At 34.9% G+C, this 17,354-nt stretch carries 12 protein-coding genes and 1 riboswitch; of the genes, 8 read left to right on the top strand and 4 right to left on the bottom strand.

The genetic code is table 11. The annotated features are described in order from the left end of the window. The first annotated feature begins 14 nt into the window (after positions 1 to 14). Complete coding sequence (gene metG / locus GCQ56_RS13800) at positions 15 to 2,135, top strand: methionine--tRNA ligase (RefSeq protein WP_370452668.1); 2,121 nt, start codon at positions 15 to 17, stop codon at positions 2,133 to 2,135. A 64-nt stretch (positions 2,136 to 2,199) separates the two neighbouring features. On the opposite strand, the gene GCQ56_RS13795 is transcribed toward metG, so the two are convergent. Next, positions 2,200 to 3,153, bottom strand: a complete 954-nt coding sequence (locus GCQ56_RS13795; protein WP_152735068.1) for an SPOR domain-containing protein — start codon at positions 3,151 to 3,153, stop codon at positions 2,200 to 2,202. A gap of 174 nt (positions 3,154 to 3,327) precedes the next feature. Here GCQ56_RS13795 and galE point away from each other — a divergent pair, with 174 nt between their 5' ends. Continuing rightward, positions 3,328 to 4,362, top strand: coding sequence for a UDP-glucose 4-epimerase GalE (gene galE, locus GCQ56_RS13790; protein ID WP_152735066.1), 1,035 nt, complete (start codon positions 3,328 to 3,330; stop codon positions 4,360 to 4,362). A 31-nt stretch (positions 4,363 to 4,393) separates the two neighbouring features. Beyond that, positions 4,394 to 5,449: a dTDP-glucose 4,6-dehydratase gene (rfbB, locus tag GCQ56_RS13785; RefSeq protein ID WP_152735064.1), complete on the top strand. Its 1,056-nt coding sequence runs from the start codon at positions 4,394 to 4,396 to the stop codon at positions 5,447 to 5,449. A gap of 52 nt (positions 5,450 to 5,501) precedes the next feature. Here rfbB and glmS read toward each other — a convergent pair whose 3' ends face one another. Together glmS and GCQ56_RS13775 are read right to left on the bottom strand one after the other, a co-directional pair. Next, on the bottom strand, positions 5,502 to 7,337 hold the full coding sequence (gene glmS / locus GCQ56_RS13780; protein ID WP_152735062.1) for a glutamine--fructose-6-phosphate transaminase (isomerizing): 1,836 nt from the start codon (positions 7,335 to 7,337) through the stop codon (positions 5,502 to 5,504). A gap of 249 nt (positions 7,338 to 7,586) precedes the next feature. Then, entirely contained in the window at positions 7,587 to 8,396 is an 810-nt protein-coding gene (locus GCQ56_RS13775; RefSeq protein ID WP_152735061.1) for a glycogen/starch synthase, read from the bottom strand. 193 nt (positions 8,397 to 8,589) lie between these two features. On the opposite strand from GCQ56_RS13775, the gene panC reads away from it, so the two are divergent. The 4 genes from panC (at position 8,590) to radA (ending at position 11,820) form a co-directional block, all read left to right on the top strand. Then, entirely contained in the window at positions 8,590 to 9,429 is an 840-nt protein-coding gene (panC, locus tag GCQ56_RS13770; RefSeq protein WP_152735060.1) for a pantoate--beta-alanine ligase, read from the top strand. An 18-nt stretch (positions 9,430 to 9,447) separates the two neighbouring features. Next, a complete protein-coding gene (gene panD / locus GCQ56_RS13765) occupies positions 9,448 to 9,798 on the top strand; it encodes an aspartate 1-decarboxylase (protein WP_152735059.1) in 351 nt (116 codons plus the stop codon). 138 nt (positions 9,799 to 9,936) lie between these two features. Continuing rightward, complete coding sequence (gene rfaE2, locus GCQ56_RS13760) at positions 9,937 to 10,437, top strand: D-glycero-beta-D-manno-heptose 1-phosphate adenylyltransferase (RefSeq protein WP_152735058.1); 501 nt, start codon at positions 9,937 to 9,939, stop codon at positions 10,435 to 10,437. A 9-nt stretch (positions 10,438 to 10,446) separates the two neighbouring features. Continuing rightward, on the top strand, positions 10,447 to 11,820 hold the full coding sequence (gene radA, locus GCQ56_RS13755; RefSeq protein WP_152735057.1) for a DNA repair protein RadA: 1,374 nt from the start codon (positions 10,447 to 10,449) through the stop codon (positions 11,818 to 11,820). Positions 11,821 to 11,963: 143 nt separating this feature from the next. Next, positions 11,964 to 12,165, bottom strand: a riboswitch (cobalamin riboswitch). A 44-nt stretch (positions 12,166 to 12,209) separates the two neighbouring features. Here radA and GCQ56_RS13750 read toward each other — a convergent pair. Continuing rightward, positions 12,210 to 14,585: a transglycosylase domain-containing protein gene (locus GCQ56_RS13750; RefSeq protein WP_152735056.1), complete on the bottom strand. Its 2,376-nt coding sequence runs from the start codon at positions 14,583 to 14,585 to the stop codon at positions 12,210 to 12,212. Positions 14,586 to 14,793: 208 nt separating this feature from the next. On the opposite strand from GCQ56_RS13750, the gene topA reads away from it, so the two are divergent. Continuing rightward, positions 14,794 to 17,217, top strand: coding sequence for a type I DNA topoisomerase (topA, locus tag GCQ56_RS13745; RefSeq protein ID WP_152735055.1), 2,424 nt, complete (start codon positions 14,794 to 14,796; stop codon positions 17,215 to 17,217). Positions 17,218 to 17,354 lie beyond the last annotated feature (137 nt).

The following is a 17,354-nucleotide window of genomic DNA, read 5'->3' as shown; positions in this document are numbered from 1 at the left end:
CGGCTAAAACTTGAATTTATCCGAAAAGAATAACCAAAATTAACTTAGGAAGATTTGATCTCAAAGTAGAAAAGCATTTTCCTTTTGAAAAAATAGAATCTCAAATGAAAAAATTCAATAGAACGCTTGTAACTACAGCTTTGCCGTATGCTAACGGTCCTGTTCATGTCGGTCACTTAGCCGGCGTTTATGTTCCAGCAGATATCTACACCAGATACCTAAGAATGAAAGGTGAAGATGTTCTTTTAATTGGTGGTTCGGACGAGCACGGTGTACCAATTACTATTAAAGCAAAAAAGGAAGGAATAACTCCACAAGACGTTGTTGATAAATATCACAATATCATTAAAGATTCGTTTGAGAAATTTGGTATTTCTTTTGATGTTTACTCTCGTACAAGTTCAAAAACTCATGCCGAAACCGCTTCTGAATTTTTTAAAACATTGCATGAAAAAGGTGAGTTTATTGAAAAAACAAGTGAGCAATATTACGATGCTGATGCCAATCAGTTTTTAGCAGATAGATATATTACCGGAACTTGTCCTCATTGTAATAATGAAGGTGCTTATGGAGATCAGTGTGAAAGTTGTGGTACTTCTTTAAATGCAACGGATTTGATTAATCCTACATCATCGATTACAGGAAACAAGCCCGAATTAAAAGAAACCAAACATTGGTATTTACCTCTTGATAAGTATGAACCATACCTAAAGCAATGGATTCTTGAAGAGCATAAAGAGTGGAAGCCAAATGTTTACGGTCAATGTAAATCGTGGTTAGATAGCGGATTACATCCACGTGCGGTAACTCGTGATTTGGATTGGGGAGTTCCTGTACCTGTTGATGGTGGAGAAGGAAAAGTTCTTTACGTGTGGTTCGATGCTCCAATTGGATACATTTCGGCAACGAAAGAGCACACTCCTGATTGGGAGAAATATTGGAAAGCTGATGATTCTAAAATGGTTCATTTCATTGGAAAAGATAATATTGTATTCCACTGTATCATTTTCCCTTCGATGCTTAAAGCTGAAGGATCATACATTTTACCAGAAAATGTTCCTTCAAATGAGTTTTTAAATCTTGAAGGAGATAAGATTTCTACATCACGAAATTGGGCAGTATGGTTGCATGAGTATTTGGAAGAATTTCCAGAGAAACAAGATGTATTGAGATATGTTCTTACAGCAAATGCTCCGGAAACAAAAGATAATGATTTCACCTGGAAAGATTTTCAAGCTAGAAATAACAATGAACTAGTAGCAATTTTAGGAAACTTTGTGAATCGTGCATTGGTTCTTACGCACAAATACTATAAAGGAATAATTCCTGCTGCAGGTGAACTATCTGATTTCGATAAAGAAACTCTTGCTGAAATTCCTGTTCTTAAAGAAAAGGTTGAAAAGAACCTTGAGACCTATCATTTCCGCGAAGCTTTAAAAGAGGCGATGAATTTAGCTCGTTTAGGAAACAAATATTTAGCGGATACCGAACCTTGGAAAGTTGTTAAAACGGATGAAGAGAGAGTTAAAACAATTATGAATATCTGTCTACAGATTTCAGCTAATTTATCAACTCTTCTAGAACCATTCTTGCCATTTTCTGCTGTCAAGCTACGTGAATTCTTAAACATTGAGCGTTTAGAGTGGGAAAATATTGGAGAGAATGTAATTGAAGCTGGTCATCAGATCAATAAAGCTTCTTTACTTTTCGAAAAAATTGAAGATGCGACAATTCAAGCGCAAGTAGACAAGTTGTTAGCAACAAAAGCTGCAAATGAAGCAGCTAACAAAGTGGTAACTCCTGCAAAAGAAAATATCAATTTCGATGATTTCATGAAAATGGATGTTCGTGTTGGTACTATTACTGAAGCAGAAAAAGTAGCAAAAACCAAGAAACTTTTAAAGTTAACTGTTGATACAGGTATCGATCAGAGAACAATTGTTTCAGGTATTGCTGAGCACTATAAACCTGAAGAGATTATCGGAAAACAAGTAAGTGTTTTGGTAAATCTTGAACCTAAAAAACTAAAAGGAATCGAATCTCAGGGAATGATTTTAATGGCTGAAGATGCTGATGGAAAACTATCATTTGTTTCACCAGATCAAGCTGTGAAACCAGGATCTGAAATCAGATAAAAATATAAATCCAAAAGAAAAGCACTATCAATTGATAGTGCTTTTTTTATATATTGCTGAATTGCTACTTTTTTAGAACCCAATAGGAAGCCTTTGGATTTGCAGCAATAACCTTCTTCTTAAATTTATCAACAGCAGTTCTGCTATTAAATTGATTTATTGCTACCGAGTATAAGTTTTTATTCTTAATAATAACTGCCGGATATGATTTCAAAATCAACTCCTCTTGTAAGATTTTAGCATTTTCGGTTGTTGTAAAACTTCCTGCAATCAAATAAAATTTATTACTCTCAACTTTATTCAATGTTACTTTTACAGCTTTCTTTCCAATTTTTGGCTCATATTTTACCAACTCTTCAAGTGGTGATATTTGAGGCTTTAATTGGGCATGCTTTTCTGTAATATCAGTTTTCTCATTTGAAAATCCCATTGATGCCGAATTCAAAAATGAATTGTTCTCAGTACTCATTGGAACAATAGCAACAGCTAATAAACAAGCTGCGGCAGCCGCTGTATACCACATTCTTTTTGTGATGAATAAAGTTTTTACTTTTTCAGATTTAACACTGATATTTTGAATTCTCTCTTCAACAGGCTTATTAAACTGAGTAAAAGGAATTTGTTCCAATCCAAAAGCATCAACCAAATAATTAATATTATCCGTTGGTTCGAATTGTAGATTATGCCTTTTATCGTTGTAAAATGAACCAATATTATTCAGTTCAACTTTTTCTCCGCGTTGAATTCTAACACGCATATCTTCGATGAAAAACTGAACCGATTTTTCAGCTTCAGCATAGTTCAAATTTTCACATTCAGCCAAATGATTTACCAATAAACCATCATTCTGATTCAAATTTCGATTGAAACCAATATCTTTTGAAGGAGGAGTAACTATTTGCTTATTTTCCTCAAACTTAGCTGATTTGTAATTGGCTACAAATCCACCAAATCCAGGTAAAATTACACAGTCGTGTACAAATAATAAATCCTCGATATATTTTGATACTTCAAGCATAGTATACAAATATAATTAAAAATAAATGTCACTCAAATGGATATTTTGCGTATACATAGCAATCTTTTAATAATCAGCGAATTCCGCTTTCAAAATTAATTTAACTAAATTATATAAGAATATCTATAAAAATCGACTTAATTTTACTTATCAATTCGATACATTAAAACTATTATGAAAAAACAAATTCTTGTTGCCGGAGGTACTGGATATATAGGTTCTCACACGGCTGTTGAACTACAAAACAATGGTTTCGAAGTAATTATTGCTGATAATTTATCAAATTCTAAAATTGAAGTACTTGATGGTATTGAATCAATTACCGGAATCAGACCCATCTTTGAAAAGGTAGATCTTAGTGTAATTGAAGAAACCGAAGCATTTTTTAAAAAGTATCCGAATTTAGAAGCAATAATACATTTTGCCGCAAATAAAGCTGTTGGAGAATCGGTTGCAAAACCTCTAATGTATTATCGTAACAACTTAAATTCCTTGATGAATATGTTGGAAGCGATGAAGGAACATAACATTCCAAACCTCGTATTTTCCTCTTCATGTACAGTTTATGGACAACCAGATAAGCTTCCGGTTACAGAATCAACTCCACGTAAAGAAGCTGAATCACCTTATGGTAATACAAAATCTATCAGTGAAGATATTATTAGAGATACTGTAAAAGCTCATCCAAACTTAAACGGAATTGCTCTAAGATATTTCAATCCTATTGGGGCTCATCCATCTGCAAAAATTGGAGAATTGCCTCTTGGAGTGCCAAATAATTTGATTCCATTCATCACTCAAACTGTTGCTGGTATCCGTCAGGAGCTTAGTGTTTTTGGTGATGATTACAACACTCCCGATGGATCTTGTATAAGAGATTATATAAATGTAGTTGATTTGGCAAAGGCTCATGTTGTAGCAATAGAGAGATTGCTTATGAACAAACAAAACTCAAATTACGAATATTTTAATGTTGGAACAGGCGAAGGAGTTTCTGTTCTTGAAATTATAGAAGGATTTGAAAGATCAACAGGAGAGAAAGTTCCTCATAAAATTGTTGCTCGTCGCCCTGGTGATGTTGAGCAAATATACGCAGATACCTCCTTTGCAAATAAAAGCTTAGGATGGAAATCGGAAAGTACACTTGATGATACCTTGTTATCAGCTTGGAAATGGCAAGAAAACTTAAAGAAAGAAGAAGTAAAATAGAACAATCACATACACTTAAACATTACGACCAATGAAAAAGAAAATTCTAATTACGGGAGGAGCCGGATTTATTGGATCTCATGTAGTTCGCTTATTCGTTAACAAATATCCCGAATATCAAATCATCAATTTAGATGCTTTAACTTATGCTGGGAATTTGGAGAACCTAAAAGATATTGATTCGAAGTCCAATTACATTTTCGTAAAAGGTAATATTACTGATTTGGCTTTTGTAACTGAATTGTTTCAAGAGTTTAAATTTGATGGTGTTTTGCATTTAGCCGCCGAATCGCACGTCGATCGTTCAATCTCAGATCCTCTTGCCTTTATAACCACTAACATTGTTGGAACAGTTAATCTTTTGAATGCTGCCAAAGAATTGTGGAAAGGGGAGATGGATGATAAGAAATTTTATCACATTTCGACCGATGAAGTATATGGTTCGCTAGGTCCAACCGGAAAATTTACCGAGACAACGCCTTACGATCCAAGAAGTCCATATTCTGCATCAAAGGCAAGTTCCGATCATTTGGTTCGTGCTTATTTCCATACTTATAAGTTGCCTGTTGTACTATCGAACTGTTCTAATAATTACGGTGCAAACCAGTTCCCTGAAAAATTAATCCCATTGGTGATCAACAATATTAAAAACTCTAAACCTCTCCCAATATATGGCAAAGGTGATAATATTAGAGATTGGTTATTTGTTGAAGATCACGCTTTGGCTATTGATCAAATTTACCATGAAGGTAGAATTGGGGAAACCTATAATATTGGTGGCGATAATGAGTGGACAAATATCGATTTAGTGAAAAAGCTATGTGATATCATGGACAAAAAGCTGAATCAGGATATTGGGACTTCTCAAAAACTAATCACATACGTAAAAGATCGAGCTGGTCACGATATGAGATATGCAATTGACGCTTCAAAAATTGAAAAAGAATTGGGATGGAAACCAAGTATTCAGTTCGAGGAAGGCTTTGAACAAACCATCGATTGGTATTTAGAAAATACAGATTGGCTTGAACGTATTCTTTCTGGCGATTACGAGAAATATTACGAAAATCAATACGATAACAGATAAAAAGAAAGAGCGATGAATCATCATCGCTCTTTTTATATACTGAAAATACAGATTATTCTACAGTAACTGATTTAGCCAAATTTCGAGGTTGATCTACATTACAACCGCGCAATACAGCAATGTAATATGAAATCAACTGGAATGGTACAACAGTTAATAAAGGAGCCAATGCTTCCAATGTTTCAGGAATTTCAATAACGTAATCAGCCATTTCACCAATTACAGTATCTCCTTCCGTTACAATCGCAATAACATGACCTTTACGCGCTTTTACCTCCTGAATATTACTTACAATTTTCTCGTAAGATTTATCCTTGGTTGCAGCAACAAATACCGGCATGTGCTCATCAATCAAAGCAATTGGTCCATGTTTCATTTCAGCAGCAGGATACCCTTCTGCATGAATATAAGAGATCTCTTTTAATTTAAGTGCTCCTTCCAAAGCAACAGGGAAAAGAAATCCACGACCTAAATACAATGCATTTGTAGATTCAACATATCTCTTAGAAAGTTCCTTAATATCCTGATCTTTCTCTAAAATTCGACCAATCTTTTCAGGTAACTTTGCAAATTCTTCAATTAATTTGTGATACTCTTCTTTCTCAAGCGTACCTTTTCGGTAACCTACCACCATTGCCATCATGGTAAGAACGGTAACTTGCGCAGTAAACGCCTTTGTTGAAGCAACTCCAATTTCTGGTCCTGCGTGAGTATAAACTCCTGCATGCGTCTCTCTTGGAATACTTGATCCAACAACATTACAGATACCTAAAACCGTAGCTCCAGATTCTTTTGCCAATTTAATTGCGGCCAATGTATCAGCGGTTTCACCACTCTGACTAATTGCCAAAACAATATCATCTTCAAAAATCACAGGATTTCTATAACGGAATTCAGAAGCATATTCAACTTCAACCGGAATTCTGGCAAATTCTTCAAACAAATATTCACCAACCATTCCAGCGTGCCATGAAGTACCACAACCAATGATTAAAATTCGGCGTGCATTTACCAATTTTGGAATTACATCGTTGATTCCTCCAAGAAATACTTCTTTATTTTGAGCAGATACTCTACCACGAATGGTATCGTGAATAGAACTGGTTTGTTCGAAAATTTCCTTTAACATGAAATGCTCGTAACCACCTTTTTCAATTTGTTCAATATCTAAATCAAGATGCTGAATATGAGGAGTTAACTTATCATTCTGAATTGTTTTCAATGTCAATTCATCGCGACTAATAATAGCAACATCATTATCATTTAAATAGATCACACTTTGAGTATATTCTATAATTGGAGTAGCATCCGAAGCCAGGAAATATTCCCCATTTCCAACACCAACTACAAGCGGACTACCTTTCCTTGCAGCGATCAACTGATCCGGTTCATCTTCGGCGATAACAACCAAACCATAAGCACCAACTACTTTTGTAAGCGCCAAACGAACTGCTATTTCAGCAGATACTTCACCTTTAAGGTAGATGTACTCAATCAAATTAGCCAACACCTCTGTATCGGTATCACTTTGGAAAGTATATCCTCGTTTTACTAATTTGTCTTTTAGAAAAGAATAATTTTCAATAATCCCGTTATGGATAATTGTAAATTTATTATTCATCGAACAATGTGGATGAGCATTTTCATCATTAGGCTCACCATGTGTTGCCCAACGAGTATGTCCAATTCCAATTGATCCCGAAATATCACTTCCTTTTACGTGATTTTCCAGATCTATAACTTTTCCTTTACACTTAAATACCTGAGTTTGGTTTGTACGTAATGCAATACCAGCAGAATCATATCCGCGATATTCCAATCTTTTTAAACCATTGACCAGAATGGGATAAGCATCCTTATCTCCAATGTAACCAACTATTCCACACATAAATACATAATTTACGATTTCGGTACCACGCGAAACCGGATTTTTATTTTCTTAATAAAATAATCATACTTTCCTTACTATAAGAGTTTTACAGAAATAAAAGTAGAATCTTTTTCAATTATCATAAATTCATCCTAAAAATACAATAAGTTAAGCTACTCGCCAAACTTAAACACTTAATAATTTGGCATAAAAAAAATGCATTAATACCGTAGTAATAATGCATTTTCTAATCTTATCTAATCTTGTTTATTCTGCAACTAACTCATCGTAAAATTCAGAATAAGCAGTGATATATTCTTCTTTATTCTTATACTCCATAAAAGGTTTCCCTGTTGACTGAGCATAAGCTTTAATTTCTTCATTAATAGTTTCACTTCCCATAATAATAGCATCCGACTGATCAATTGCTAATTTATGAAGTGATACGTAATTCGCATCCTCTAAAACTTTTACATCGTCAGCTTCAACACCTTCAATAATTGCTTTATTCTTAAATTCAGAACTAAAAGGAGTCTCGAACTCATCATTGTAAATTGAGAATACAACTTTTGTGTCTGTAAATAAAGGATCTTCGTTAAAAGCTTTTTTCAAATACAATGGAAGCAATCCAGTAAACCATCCTTGACAATGTACTACATCTGGAGCCCATCTTAATTTCTTAACAGTCTCAAGCACACCTCGCGCAAAGAAAATTGCTCTTTCATCATTATCTTCAAATCCTGCTCCATTTTCATCAAGCAATACTTTCTTTCTATGAAAATAATCTTCATTATCAATAAAGTATACCTGCATTCTTGCAGCTTGAATCGAAGCCACCTTAATTATTAAGGGATGATCTGTATCATCAATAATTAAATTCATTCCCGACAAGCGGATCACCTCATGCAATTGATTTCTTCTCTCATTAATACATCCGTATCGAGGCATGAAAGTTCTGATTTCTTTTCCTTTTTCCTGAATTCCCTGCGGCAAATGTCTTCCGATATCAGACATTTCACTTTCAGGTAAATAAGGGGTAATTTCTTGTGAAACAAACAATACTTTTGTCTTTTCCATATAGTCGCTAAATATTAATACAGATTATCTGCGCAAAATTAATAAAAATAATTCAGAAATGTGATCTTTACCAAAGCTTAAAGCATCTACAATACAATTAAATGCACTTATAATTTCTATTGTAATTATTTATTTATTTTATTTGCACTCACAATTAAAAATCGAAACGATTTTATAAGATTATTAGAACGGGATGGAAATAATAAGACTTGTAGCTGAAACAAAAGCGAAAATCAGCAAGTTTAAGGAGGAAGGAAAGAGTATTGGTTTTGTACCAACCATGGGAGCTTTACATCAGGGACATTTATCTTTAACAGAACAATCGGTTAAAAATAATGACATTACCATTGTAAGTATTTTTGTGAACCCAACACAGTTCAACAATCCTAATGATCTTAAAACTTATCCAAGATGCATAGAAGATGACTTGGAAAAATTATCGAAATACAATCCTGATATCATTTTTATTCCTGAAGTAGAGGAAATATATCCTGAACCTGACACTCGTGTTTTTAACTTTGGACAGCTTGATACGGTTATGGAAGGTAAAAACAGACCAGGACATTTTAATGGTGTTGCACAGGTTGTAAGTAAGCTTTTCGACATAGTTACGCCAGATAACTCCTATTTTGGACAAAAAGATTTCCAACAAGTAGCTGTTATTAAGCAGATGGTAAAGGATCTTAAGTTAAGCGTAAATATCGTTCCATGCCCCATTATCCGGGAGGAAGATGGATTAGCGATGAGCTCAAGAAATATGCTACTTAGTGATGTCCAAAGAAAAAATGCTTCTAAAATCTCTGAAACTTTATTTAAAGCTCGTAACTTAGCTGCCGAATTAAATGTAACTCAATTGAAAAATTGGGTTGTTGAAGAAATCAATAAAAACCCATATCTTTCGGTCGAATATTTCGAAATTGTGGATGATACAACTTTAACTCAAATAAATAGTTGGGATGAAGACAATGTGAAAGTTGGTTGTATCACGGTTCAGGTTGGAAAAATTCGTTTGATCGATAATGTAACTTTTTAATATTAGTTAGAGGCAATTATGTACATTGAAGTTTGTAAATCGAAGATTCACAAAGCATCAGTAACAGGTGCAGATCTTCAGTATGTTGGTAGTGTAACCATTGATGAAGATCTAATGGATGCAGCCAACTTAATAGAAAATGAGAAGGTTCAAATTGTTAACATTAACAATGGTGAACGCTTAGAGACCTATGTTATTCGTGGCGAAAGAGGTTCAGGTACAATTTGCTTGAATGGTGCTGCTGCAAGAAAATGTGCGGTTGGTGATGTTATCATCATTATTTCGTACGCCTCAATGGAATTTGAGGAGGCTAAATCGTGGGAACCGAGTTTGGTATTCCCTGATACTGCTACCAATAAATTGATTTAAATTTATTTAGAATACTAGTTCAAGGCTGTTCTTTCGGGATCAGCCTTTTTTTTGTTGTCCCTAATCGATAATTGAGATATCGAATATGACTTGCTACTATGTATTCGAAAAACTAACTTTAAGAAAATTTTGAAACAGATGGATAAACTTGAATTGATAAAAAATAAAATATTCTTCGAAAAGGAAGAAGCTTTCAACCTATTGCAAACCTGGAGATTTAAGGAAGAAAAAATCGTTTTTACCAATGGTTGTTTCGATCTTGTTCACCGAGGACACTTGGAATATCTGACTTCAGCAGCATCAATGGGAAATAAAATGATTTTGGGATTAAATACCGATGCTTCGGTTCAGAAATTAAAAGGTCCTGATCGCCCAATTAACGATGAATATTCCCGTGCCTTACTCCTGGCTTCATTAGGCTATATCGATATGATCATCTTTTTTGGAGAACAAACACCTTACGATTTAATCAATTTCGTTCAGCCGGATATTTTGGTAAAAGGAAGCGATTACAGTGCTGAAGATATTGTAGGATATGATATAGTGAAAGGAAAAGGTGGAGAAATCAAAACACTAGATTTTATTGAAGGATTTTCGTCAACAGGAATTATTAATAAAATCATCAAAACTTCTAAATAAATAATTTGCATGGTCGCCAAAGCAAAAAGTAAAAGTGCCTGGTTTTGTCAAAATTGTGGAGTAGAATCTGCTAAATGGGTTGGAAAATGTCCTTCTTGTAACGAGTGGAACACTTTTGTAGAAGAAATTATTACGAAAACAAAATCAACAAATATTGTTGGTACAAACGAGGGCGTTAAAAACAAACCGCTTAAAATTTCCGAAATCTCTTCTTCCGAAGAAAAACGATTCAACACTCAAGACATGGAGTTGAATAGAGTTTTGGGCGGCGGATTGGTTCCAGGATCATTAATTTTAATTGGTGGCGAACCTGGCATCGGAAAATCTACTCTTGCTTTACAGATTGCTTTACACCTTAAAAATTTCACAACTCTTTACGTTTCGGGTGAAGAAAGTGCACAGCAAATAAAACTAAGAGGAAACAGAATCAATTCTGATAATGAGAAGTGCTTAATTGTGAGTGAGACTTTAATGGAAAACATTTTCTCTCACATTAAAAATACCAAGCCAAATATTGTTGTTATCGATTCTATTCAAACTTTAGCAACAGAAAAAATAGAAGCCGCACCTGGGAGCGTTTCTCAAATTCGTGAGTGTACTTCGCAATTGTTGCAATTCGCTAAACAGTCAGCGGTGCCGGTTCTTTTAATTGGACACATTACCAAAGATGGAAATCTGGCAGGTCCAAAAATTTTGGAACACATGGTAGATACGGTTCTTCAGTTCGAAGGTGATCAAAACCACATGTACCGAATTTTACGTTCTACCAAAAACCGTTTTGGATCCACCTCCGAAATGGGAATATACGAAATGCAACACACCGGATTACGAGAAGTATCGAATCCATCAGAATTGTTGCTTTCGCAGGAAGATGAAAGTTTAAGTGGAACCGCCATTTCAGCATCAATAGAAGGCATGCGTCCTTTTCTGATCGAAATTCAAGCCTTAGTGAGTTCTGCAGCATACGGAACACCTCAACGCTCTTCAACAGGTTTCGACTTGAGAAGACTAAACATGTTATTGGCTGTACTGGAGAAACGTGCAGGCTTTAGAATCTCGACCAAGGATGTATTCCTAAATATTGCAGGTGGTATAAAAGTAAACGACCCAGCTATCGATTTAGCTGTAATTATTGCCATACTTTCATCTAGTACCGATATCTCGATTCCTAAAGAAGTGTGCTTTGCTGGAGAGATTGGTTTATCCGGAGAAATTCGTTCGGTAAACAGAATTGATCAAAGAATTAGCGAGGCTGAAAAACTGGGATTCAAGCAAATATTCATTCCAAAATACAATTCAAAAGGTCTGGATATTTCCAAGTTCAATATCAAAATACATTTAGTAAGCAAAGTTGGTCAAGTATTCCAAACACTTTTTAGATAAAAAAAAGAGGATGTCTTGGCAAGACATCCTCTATAGTAAAACAGTTACTATGAATTTTTTCGATTCGAGTATGGCAGTTCGAATCTGCTAGCGTCGGAATTAGAAAGAATAAATTGAATCTTCCCGCTTTTCTCGCCCGAAAGCTAAAATCCATCAATCAAGGTAGGTCTTCTGGCTTATTCCGGTCTTGAACTCCTTCCCATCCGGATTACTTTGGACAGTGGAATATTTGTTCAAAACACAGATTCAAAACTGAATCGGAATTTACAGCTGCGGGGACAGCTCCTGATTTAAACAGGATTCCCTATTATTTCCTTATCGGAAACCTAAATTGCACTACAATTTTAATAAAATAATTTGATCTTTTCAATAAAAATCAAGTTCGAATTCTAAAAGAAATCTTCATCTTCAGAATCCTGTAATTCATTGTTATTAGACTCATTAGAATCTGATTCACAATCCAAATTCAGAATCACGCCTCTTGGTTTTTCAAAATCACCTTGTGAGATACCCAAACCTCTATCGGCATATACTTTTTTCATATATAAAGCCCAAATTGGCAATGCCATGTTGGCACCTTGACCGTAATAAATACCTTCAAAATGGACTGCTCTATCTTCGGCACCAACCCAAACACCTGATACCAATTCCGGTGTAATACCCATAAACCATCCATCTGAATGATTTTGCGTAGTTCCGGTTTTTCCTCCAATAGGATTATATAAATTGTATGTAAAGCGCAAACGTACACCGGTACCTCTATTAACGACCCCTTGTAATAAGTTGGTCATTAAATACGCCGTTTTCTCGTTCATTACCTCTTTTTTTCGAGGAACAGACTGAGCGATAAGGTTCCCTTTACTATCTTCAATTTTACTAATGAATCGCGGTTTAATGTACACCCCTTTATTTACAAAAGAACTGTAAGCTCCAACCATCTCATATACCGATATTTCAGAAGTTCCTAAAAAGATTGATGGAACAGGATCTATTCTACTAACTACTCCCATTTTATGAGCCATAGAAACAACTGATTTTGGTGTAGATTGTTTTAAAACCCAACCGGAAATGTTGTTCACAGAATTGGCTAGTCCCCATTTTAAGGTAACCATTTCACCAGATTTTTTACTTGTTGAGTTTCGTGAAGTCCATGGCGATCCATCAGGTAAAATAAAAGTTTGAGGAATATTTGGCACTTTATCACAAGGTGATAAACCTTCCTGCATTGCCAAAGTATATAAGAAAGGTTTAATTGTTGAACCAACCTGGCGCTTTCCTAAGGTAACCATATCGTACATGAAATGCTTGTAATTTGGACCCCCAACATAAGCTCGAACTTCTCCAGTTTGTGGAACCATTGACATGAAACCAGCACGTAAGAAACCTTTGTAATACAACATGGAATCCAAAGGTGATAAAATAGTATCACGCTCTCCTTTCCATGTAAATATTTTCATATCAACAGGTTTTTTGAAATTCTCTTTAATCTCCTCGAACGATAAACCTTTCTTTTTTAGCACTCGGTGCCTTTCACTTCTACGAATCGACAAATCAAGCTGATGCTCTACAGCTTCATCATTTAAATCATCCGAAAAAGGTGGATTCTTATGATTTTGTTTCTCTCGATCGAAAGCATTCTGAAGATCCAGTCCTAAATGTTCTTCTACAGCCTGCTCTGCATATTTCTGCATACGCGAGTCAATGGTTGTATAAATTTTTAAACCATCTCTATATATATTGTATGGACTACCATCAGCTTTCTGGTTTTTATTACACCAGCCATAAAATGGATTACTTTCCCATTCCAAAGAATCCAGCTTAAACTTTTCTATGTTCCACGAAGGATAGTTTTTTCGCTCTGGTTTCTTCGCTGTTAACGACATCCGAAGATATTCTCTAAAGTAAGGAGCCATTCCTCTTTTGTGATCCACTTTCTGATAATCTATTCCTAAAGGAAGAGTTTTCAAGGAATCATACACCTCTTTCTTCAAATAGTCATACTTCACCATTTGAGCCAGAACAACATTTCTTCTGTCTTTTGTAAGTTCAGGTCGACGTAATGGATTAAAATAGGATGAATTTTTTGCCATACCAACCAACATGGCAGCCTGTTCCATTTTTAAAGAATCAGGAGTTGTATTGAAATATACATTTGCTGCCGATTTAATTCCAACAGCCAAATTCAAGAAATCATACTTATTAAAATACATGGTCATGATTTCTTCTTTTGTATAACTTCTCTCAAGCTTTACAGCAATAACCCATTCCCTAAACTTTCTGAATACGATATCCAATTTATTCTTAAAATTTTCGCGAGGAAAAAGCATTTTTGCCAACTGCTGAGAAATGGTACTACCTCCACCAGCATTCTTATTACCTGTAACCAAACCCTTAGCAACACGACCAAGTCCTCGAACATCAATTCCTGAATGAGTTTCGTAACGAACATCCTCAGTTGCTATTAAAGCATCAACCAAAAATGGAGATAGTTCATCATGTTCAATGAACGATCGATTTTGGAAGTAGAATTTTCCAATCAATTCATTATCCACAGTATAAATTTCTGTCGCAAGACTACTTTTAGGATTCTCTAATTCTTCAAATGTTGGCATAAAACCAAACTTTCCACTAGATACTCCTGCAAAAAATAATACAACAGCAATTATCCCCACAAGAAAAACAGACCAAAAAATGATCAAAGGTTTCTTGAATTTTTTAAGATTAGATTCCTGATTAATCTCTGTACTTGAATTAATTTCAGACATTTTATTCCGATTGATTTTAATTGAGCTGTAAAAATAGCAAATTATATTCTAATAGATAAGACGTATTTTTCTTGATTTTATTGGATGAAGAGTATACCTTATAAACAGGTAGTTCCAAAATAATTACAACAAAATTTTGAACTTAGCCTGCTTATTGTTTTACTTTGCAAAAAATTTTAACCTTAACTTTCCAAAGCAAAGATACGAGATGGTAGAGAATTTAGTAATAGTCGAGTCCCCTGCAAAAGCAAAAACAATCGAGAAATTTCTTGGTAAAGATTTCTTGGTAAAGTCAAGCTTTGGGCACATTCGGGATTTGGAAAAAAAGGATTTTGGAATTGATATTAAGAATAATTTCACACCAAAATATATCGTATCTACCGATAAGAAAAAGGTAGTTACAGAACTTAAAAAGTTGGCGAAAGAAGCCAAGACTGTCTGGATCGCATCCGATGAAGACCGCGAGGGAGAAGCTATTGCATGGCACCTTTTTGAAGTTTTAAAGCTTAAAAAAGAGAATACCAAGCGTATTGTTTTCCATGAAATTACAAAAGATGCTATTCTAAATGCTATCGAAACGCCACGCGATATCGATGACAATTTAGTAAATGCACAGCAAGCACGAAGAATTTTAGATCGATTGGTAGGTTTTGAAATTTCTCCTGTTTTATGGAAAAAGGTGAAACCACAACTTTCTGCGGGTCGTGTTCAATCAGTAGCCGTTCGATTAATTGTAGAGCGTGAAAGAGAAATTATTGCTTTCAAGTCTGAAAGTTTTTATAAAATTGTTGCCAACTTTATTGTAACTGAAGAAAACGGAACTCAAAAAACTCTAAAAGCTGAGTATCCAAAACGATTTTCTACTAAAGAAGAAACTTTAAAGTTTCTTGAAAGTTGTAAAAATGCAGATTATAAGATTAACGAAATTGAGAAAAAACCTTCAACTCGTAAACCTGCAGCTCCATTTACTACCTCAACTTTACAACAAGAGGCAAGTAGAAAATTAGGTTTTTCTGTTTCACAAACCATGACTGTTGCTCAGCGTTTGTACGAAGCAGGAAACATTACCTACATGAGAACTGACTCGGTGAATTTATCTGATACTGCATTATCAGCAGCTAAAGAGGAAATCACCAAGCGTCATGGTTCTGAGTATGTAAAAATCAGAAAATACCAAACCAAAAATAAAGGAGCTCAAGAGGCTCACGAGGCGATTCGTCCAACATATCTGAACAAAGAGGTAATTAACGGAGAATCTAATGAGATCCGTTTGTACAACTTAATTTGGAAAAGAACCATTGCATCACAAATGAGTGATGCTAAGCTGGAAAAAACCAATATTAAAATTGGTGCCTCAACTAATAGTGAGGAATTTGTTGCTAGTGGTGAAATGGTAAAATTCGATGGATTCTTAAAAGTATATCTGGAATCTACCGACGATGATAACGGCAAGCAAGAGGATACACTATTACCAAAAGTAAAAGTAAACGATCCTGTTGAAGAAGATTTTCTAAATGCTACTCAAAACTTTACTTATCGTCCTGCAAGATTTACCGAGGCAAGTTTGGTTAAGAAATTAGAAGAACTTGGTATCGGTCGTCCATCTACTTATGCTCCAACAATTACTACAGTTCAAAATCGTGGATATGTAGTGAAAGAATCAAGAGATGGAGTAGAAAGAAAGTACGAAGTGATTAATTTAAAAGAAAACACTCTTACCGAAGATGTGAAATCTCAAATCACTGGTGCTGAGAAAAAGAAACTTTTCCCTACAGATATCGGAATGGTAGTTACCGATTTCTTAAATGAGCATTTCACAAATATCATGAACTACAATTTTACTGCTGATGTAGAAAAAGAGTTTGATGATATCGCCTTAGGTAAACTGATTTGGCATGAAATGATCGGTAAATTCTACAATCCATTCCACGAGAATGTTGAGCAAACACTAGAACATTCAGAAAGATCAACAGGAGAAAGAATATTAGGGGAAGATCCTAAAACCGGTAAAGTAATTTTGGTTCGTATAGGAAGATACGGTCCAATGGCACAATTAGGAGAAACTCCGGAAGACAAAGAAGCCGAACCTCCAAAATTCGCTAGCCTTCGTACTGGTCAACATTTAGAGACCATTACCCTTGAAGAGGCAATTGACCTATTCAAATTACCTCGCGATTTAGGTTTATATGAAGATAAAAAAGTCGTAGTTGCAATTGGAAGGTTCGGTCCATACGTTCGTCACGATGGTAAATTCGCCTCTCTTAAGAAAGATGTAGATGATCCAATGGAGATTGATTTGCCACGGGCAATTGAATTAATTGAAGAAAAAAGAAAGAAAGATCGAGAGAAATTCATTAAAGGTTTCGACGAGGATCCTGACCTTCAAATCTTAAATGGTCGCTGGGGACCTTATATTGCTTACCAAAAAGAAAATTATCGTTTGGCTAAGGATATTGAGGATCCAAAAGCATTAAGCTTCGAAGATTGTATGAAGATCATTAAGGATGGTCCGAAAAAGAAAACAACTAAAAAAGCAACTGCAAAGAAGGCGACTGCTAAAAAAACAACGACGAAAAAGAAGTCTACTACGACTAAGAAAAAAACTGCAACTGCCAAAAAGGCAAAAAAATAAAATTTTTCAAAAAAGTTTAAGGGCTGTACAAATTCATGTACAGCCCTTTTTTATTGCCTTTTCTATATTAATGCATCTTAATACAATTCTAATTATTGTTAATCTAAATTGAAAAAGAAGAAAATCTATTAACAAAA

It is taken from the genome of Marinifilum sp. N1E240, assembly GCF_009295825.1.
GTDB lineage: Bacteria > Bacteroidota > Bacteroidia > Bacteroidales > Marinifilaceae > Marinifilum_A > Marinifilum_A sediminis.
Note: the sequence above shows the minus strand (reverse complement) of the source record. Positions and strands in the feature narration are given on the sequence as shown.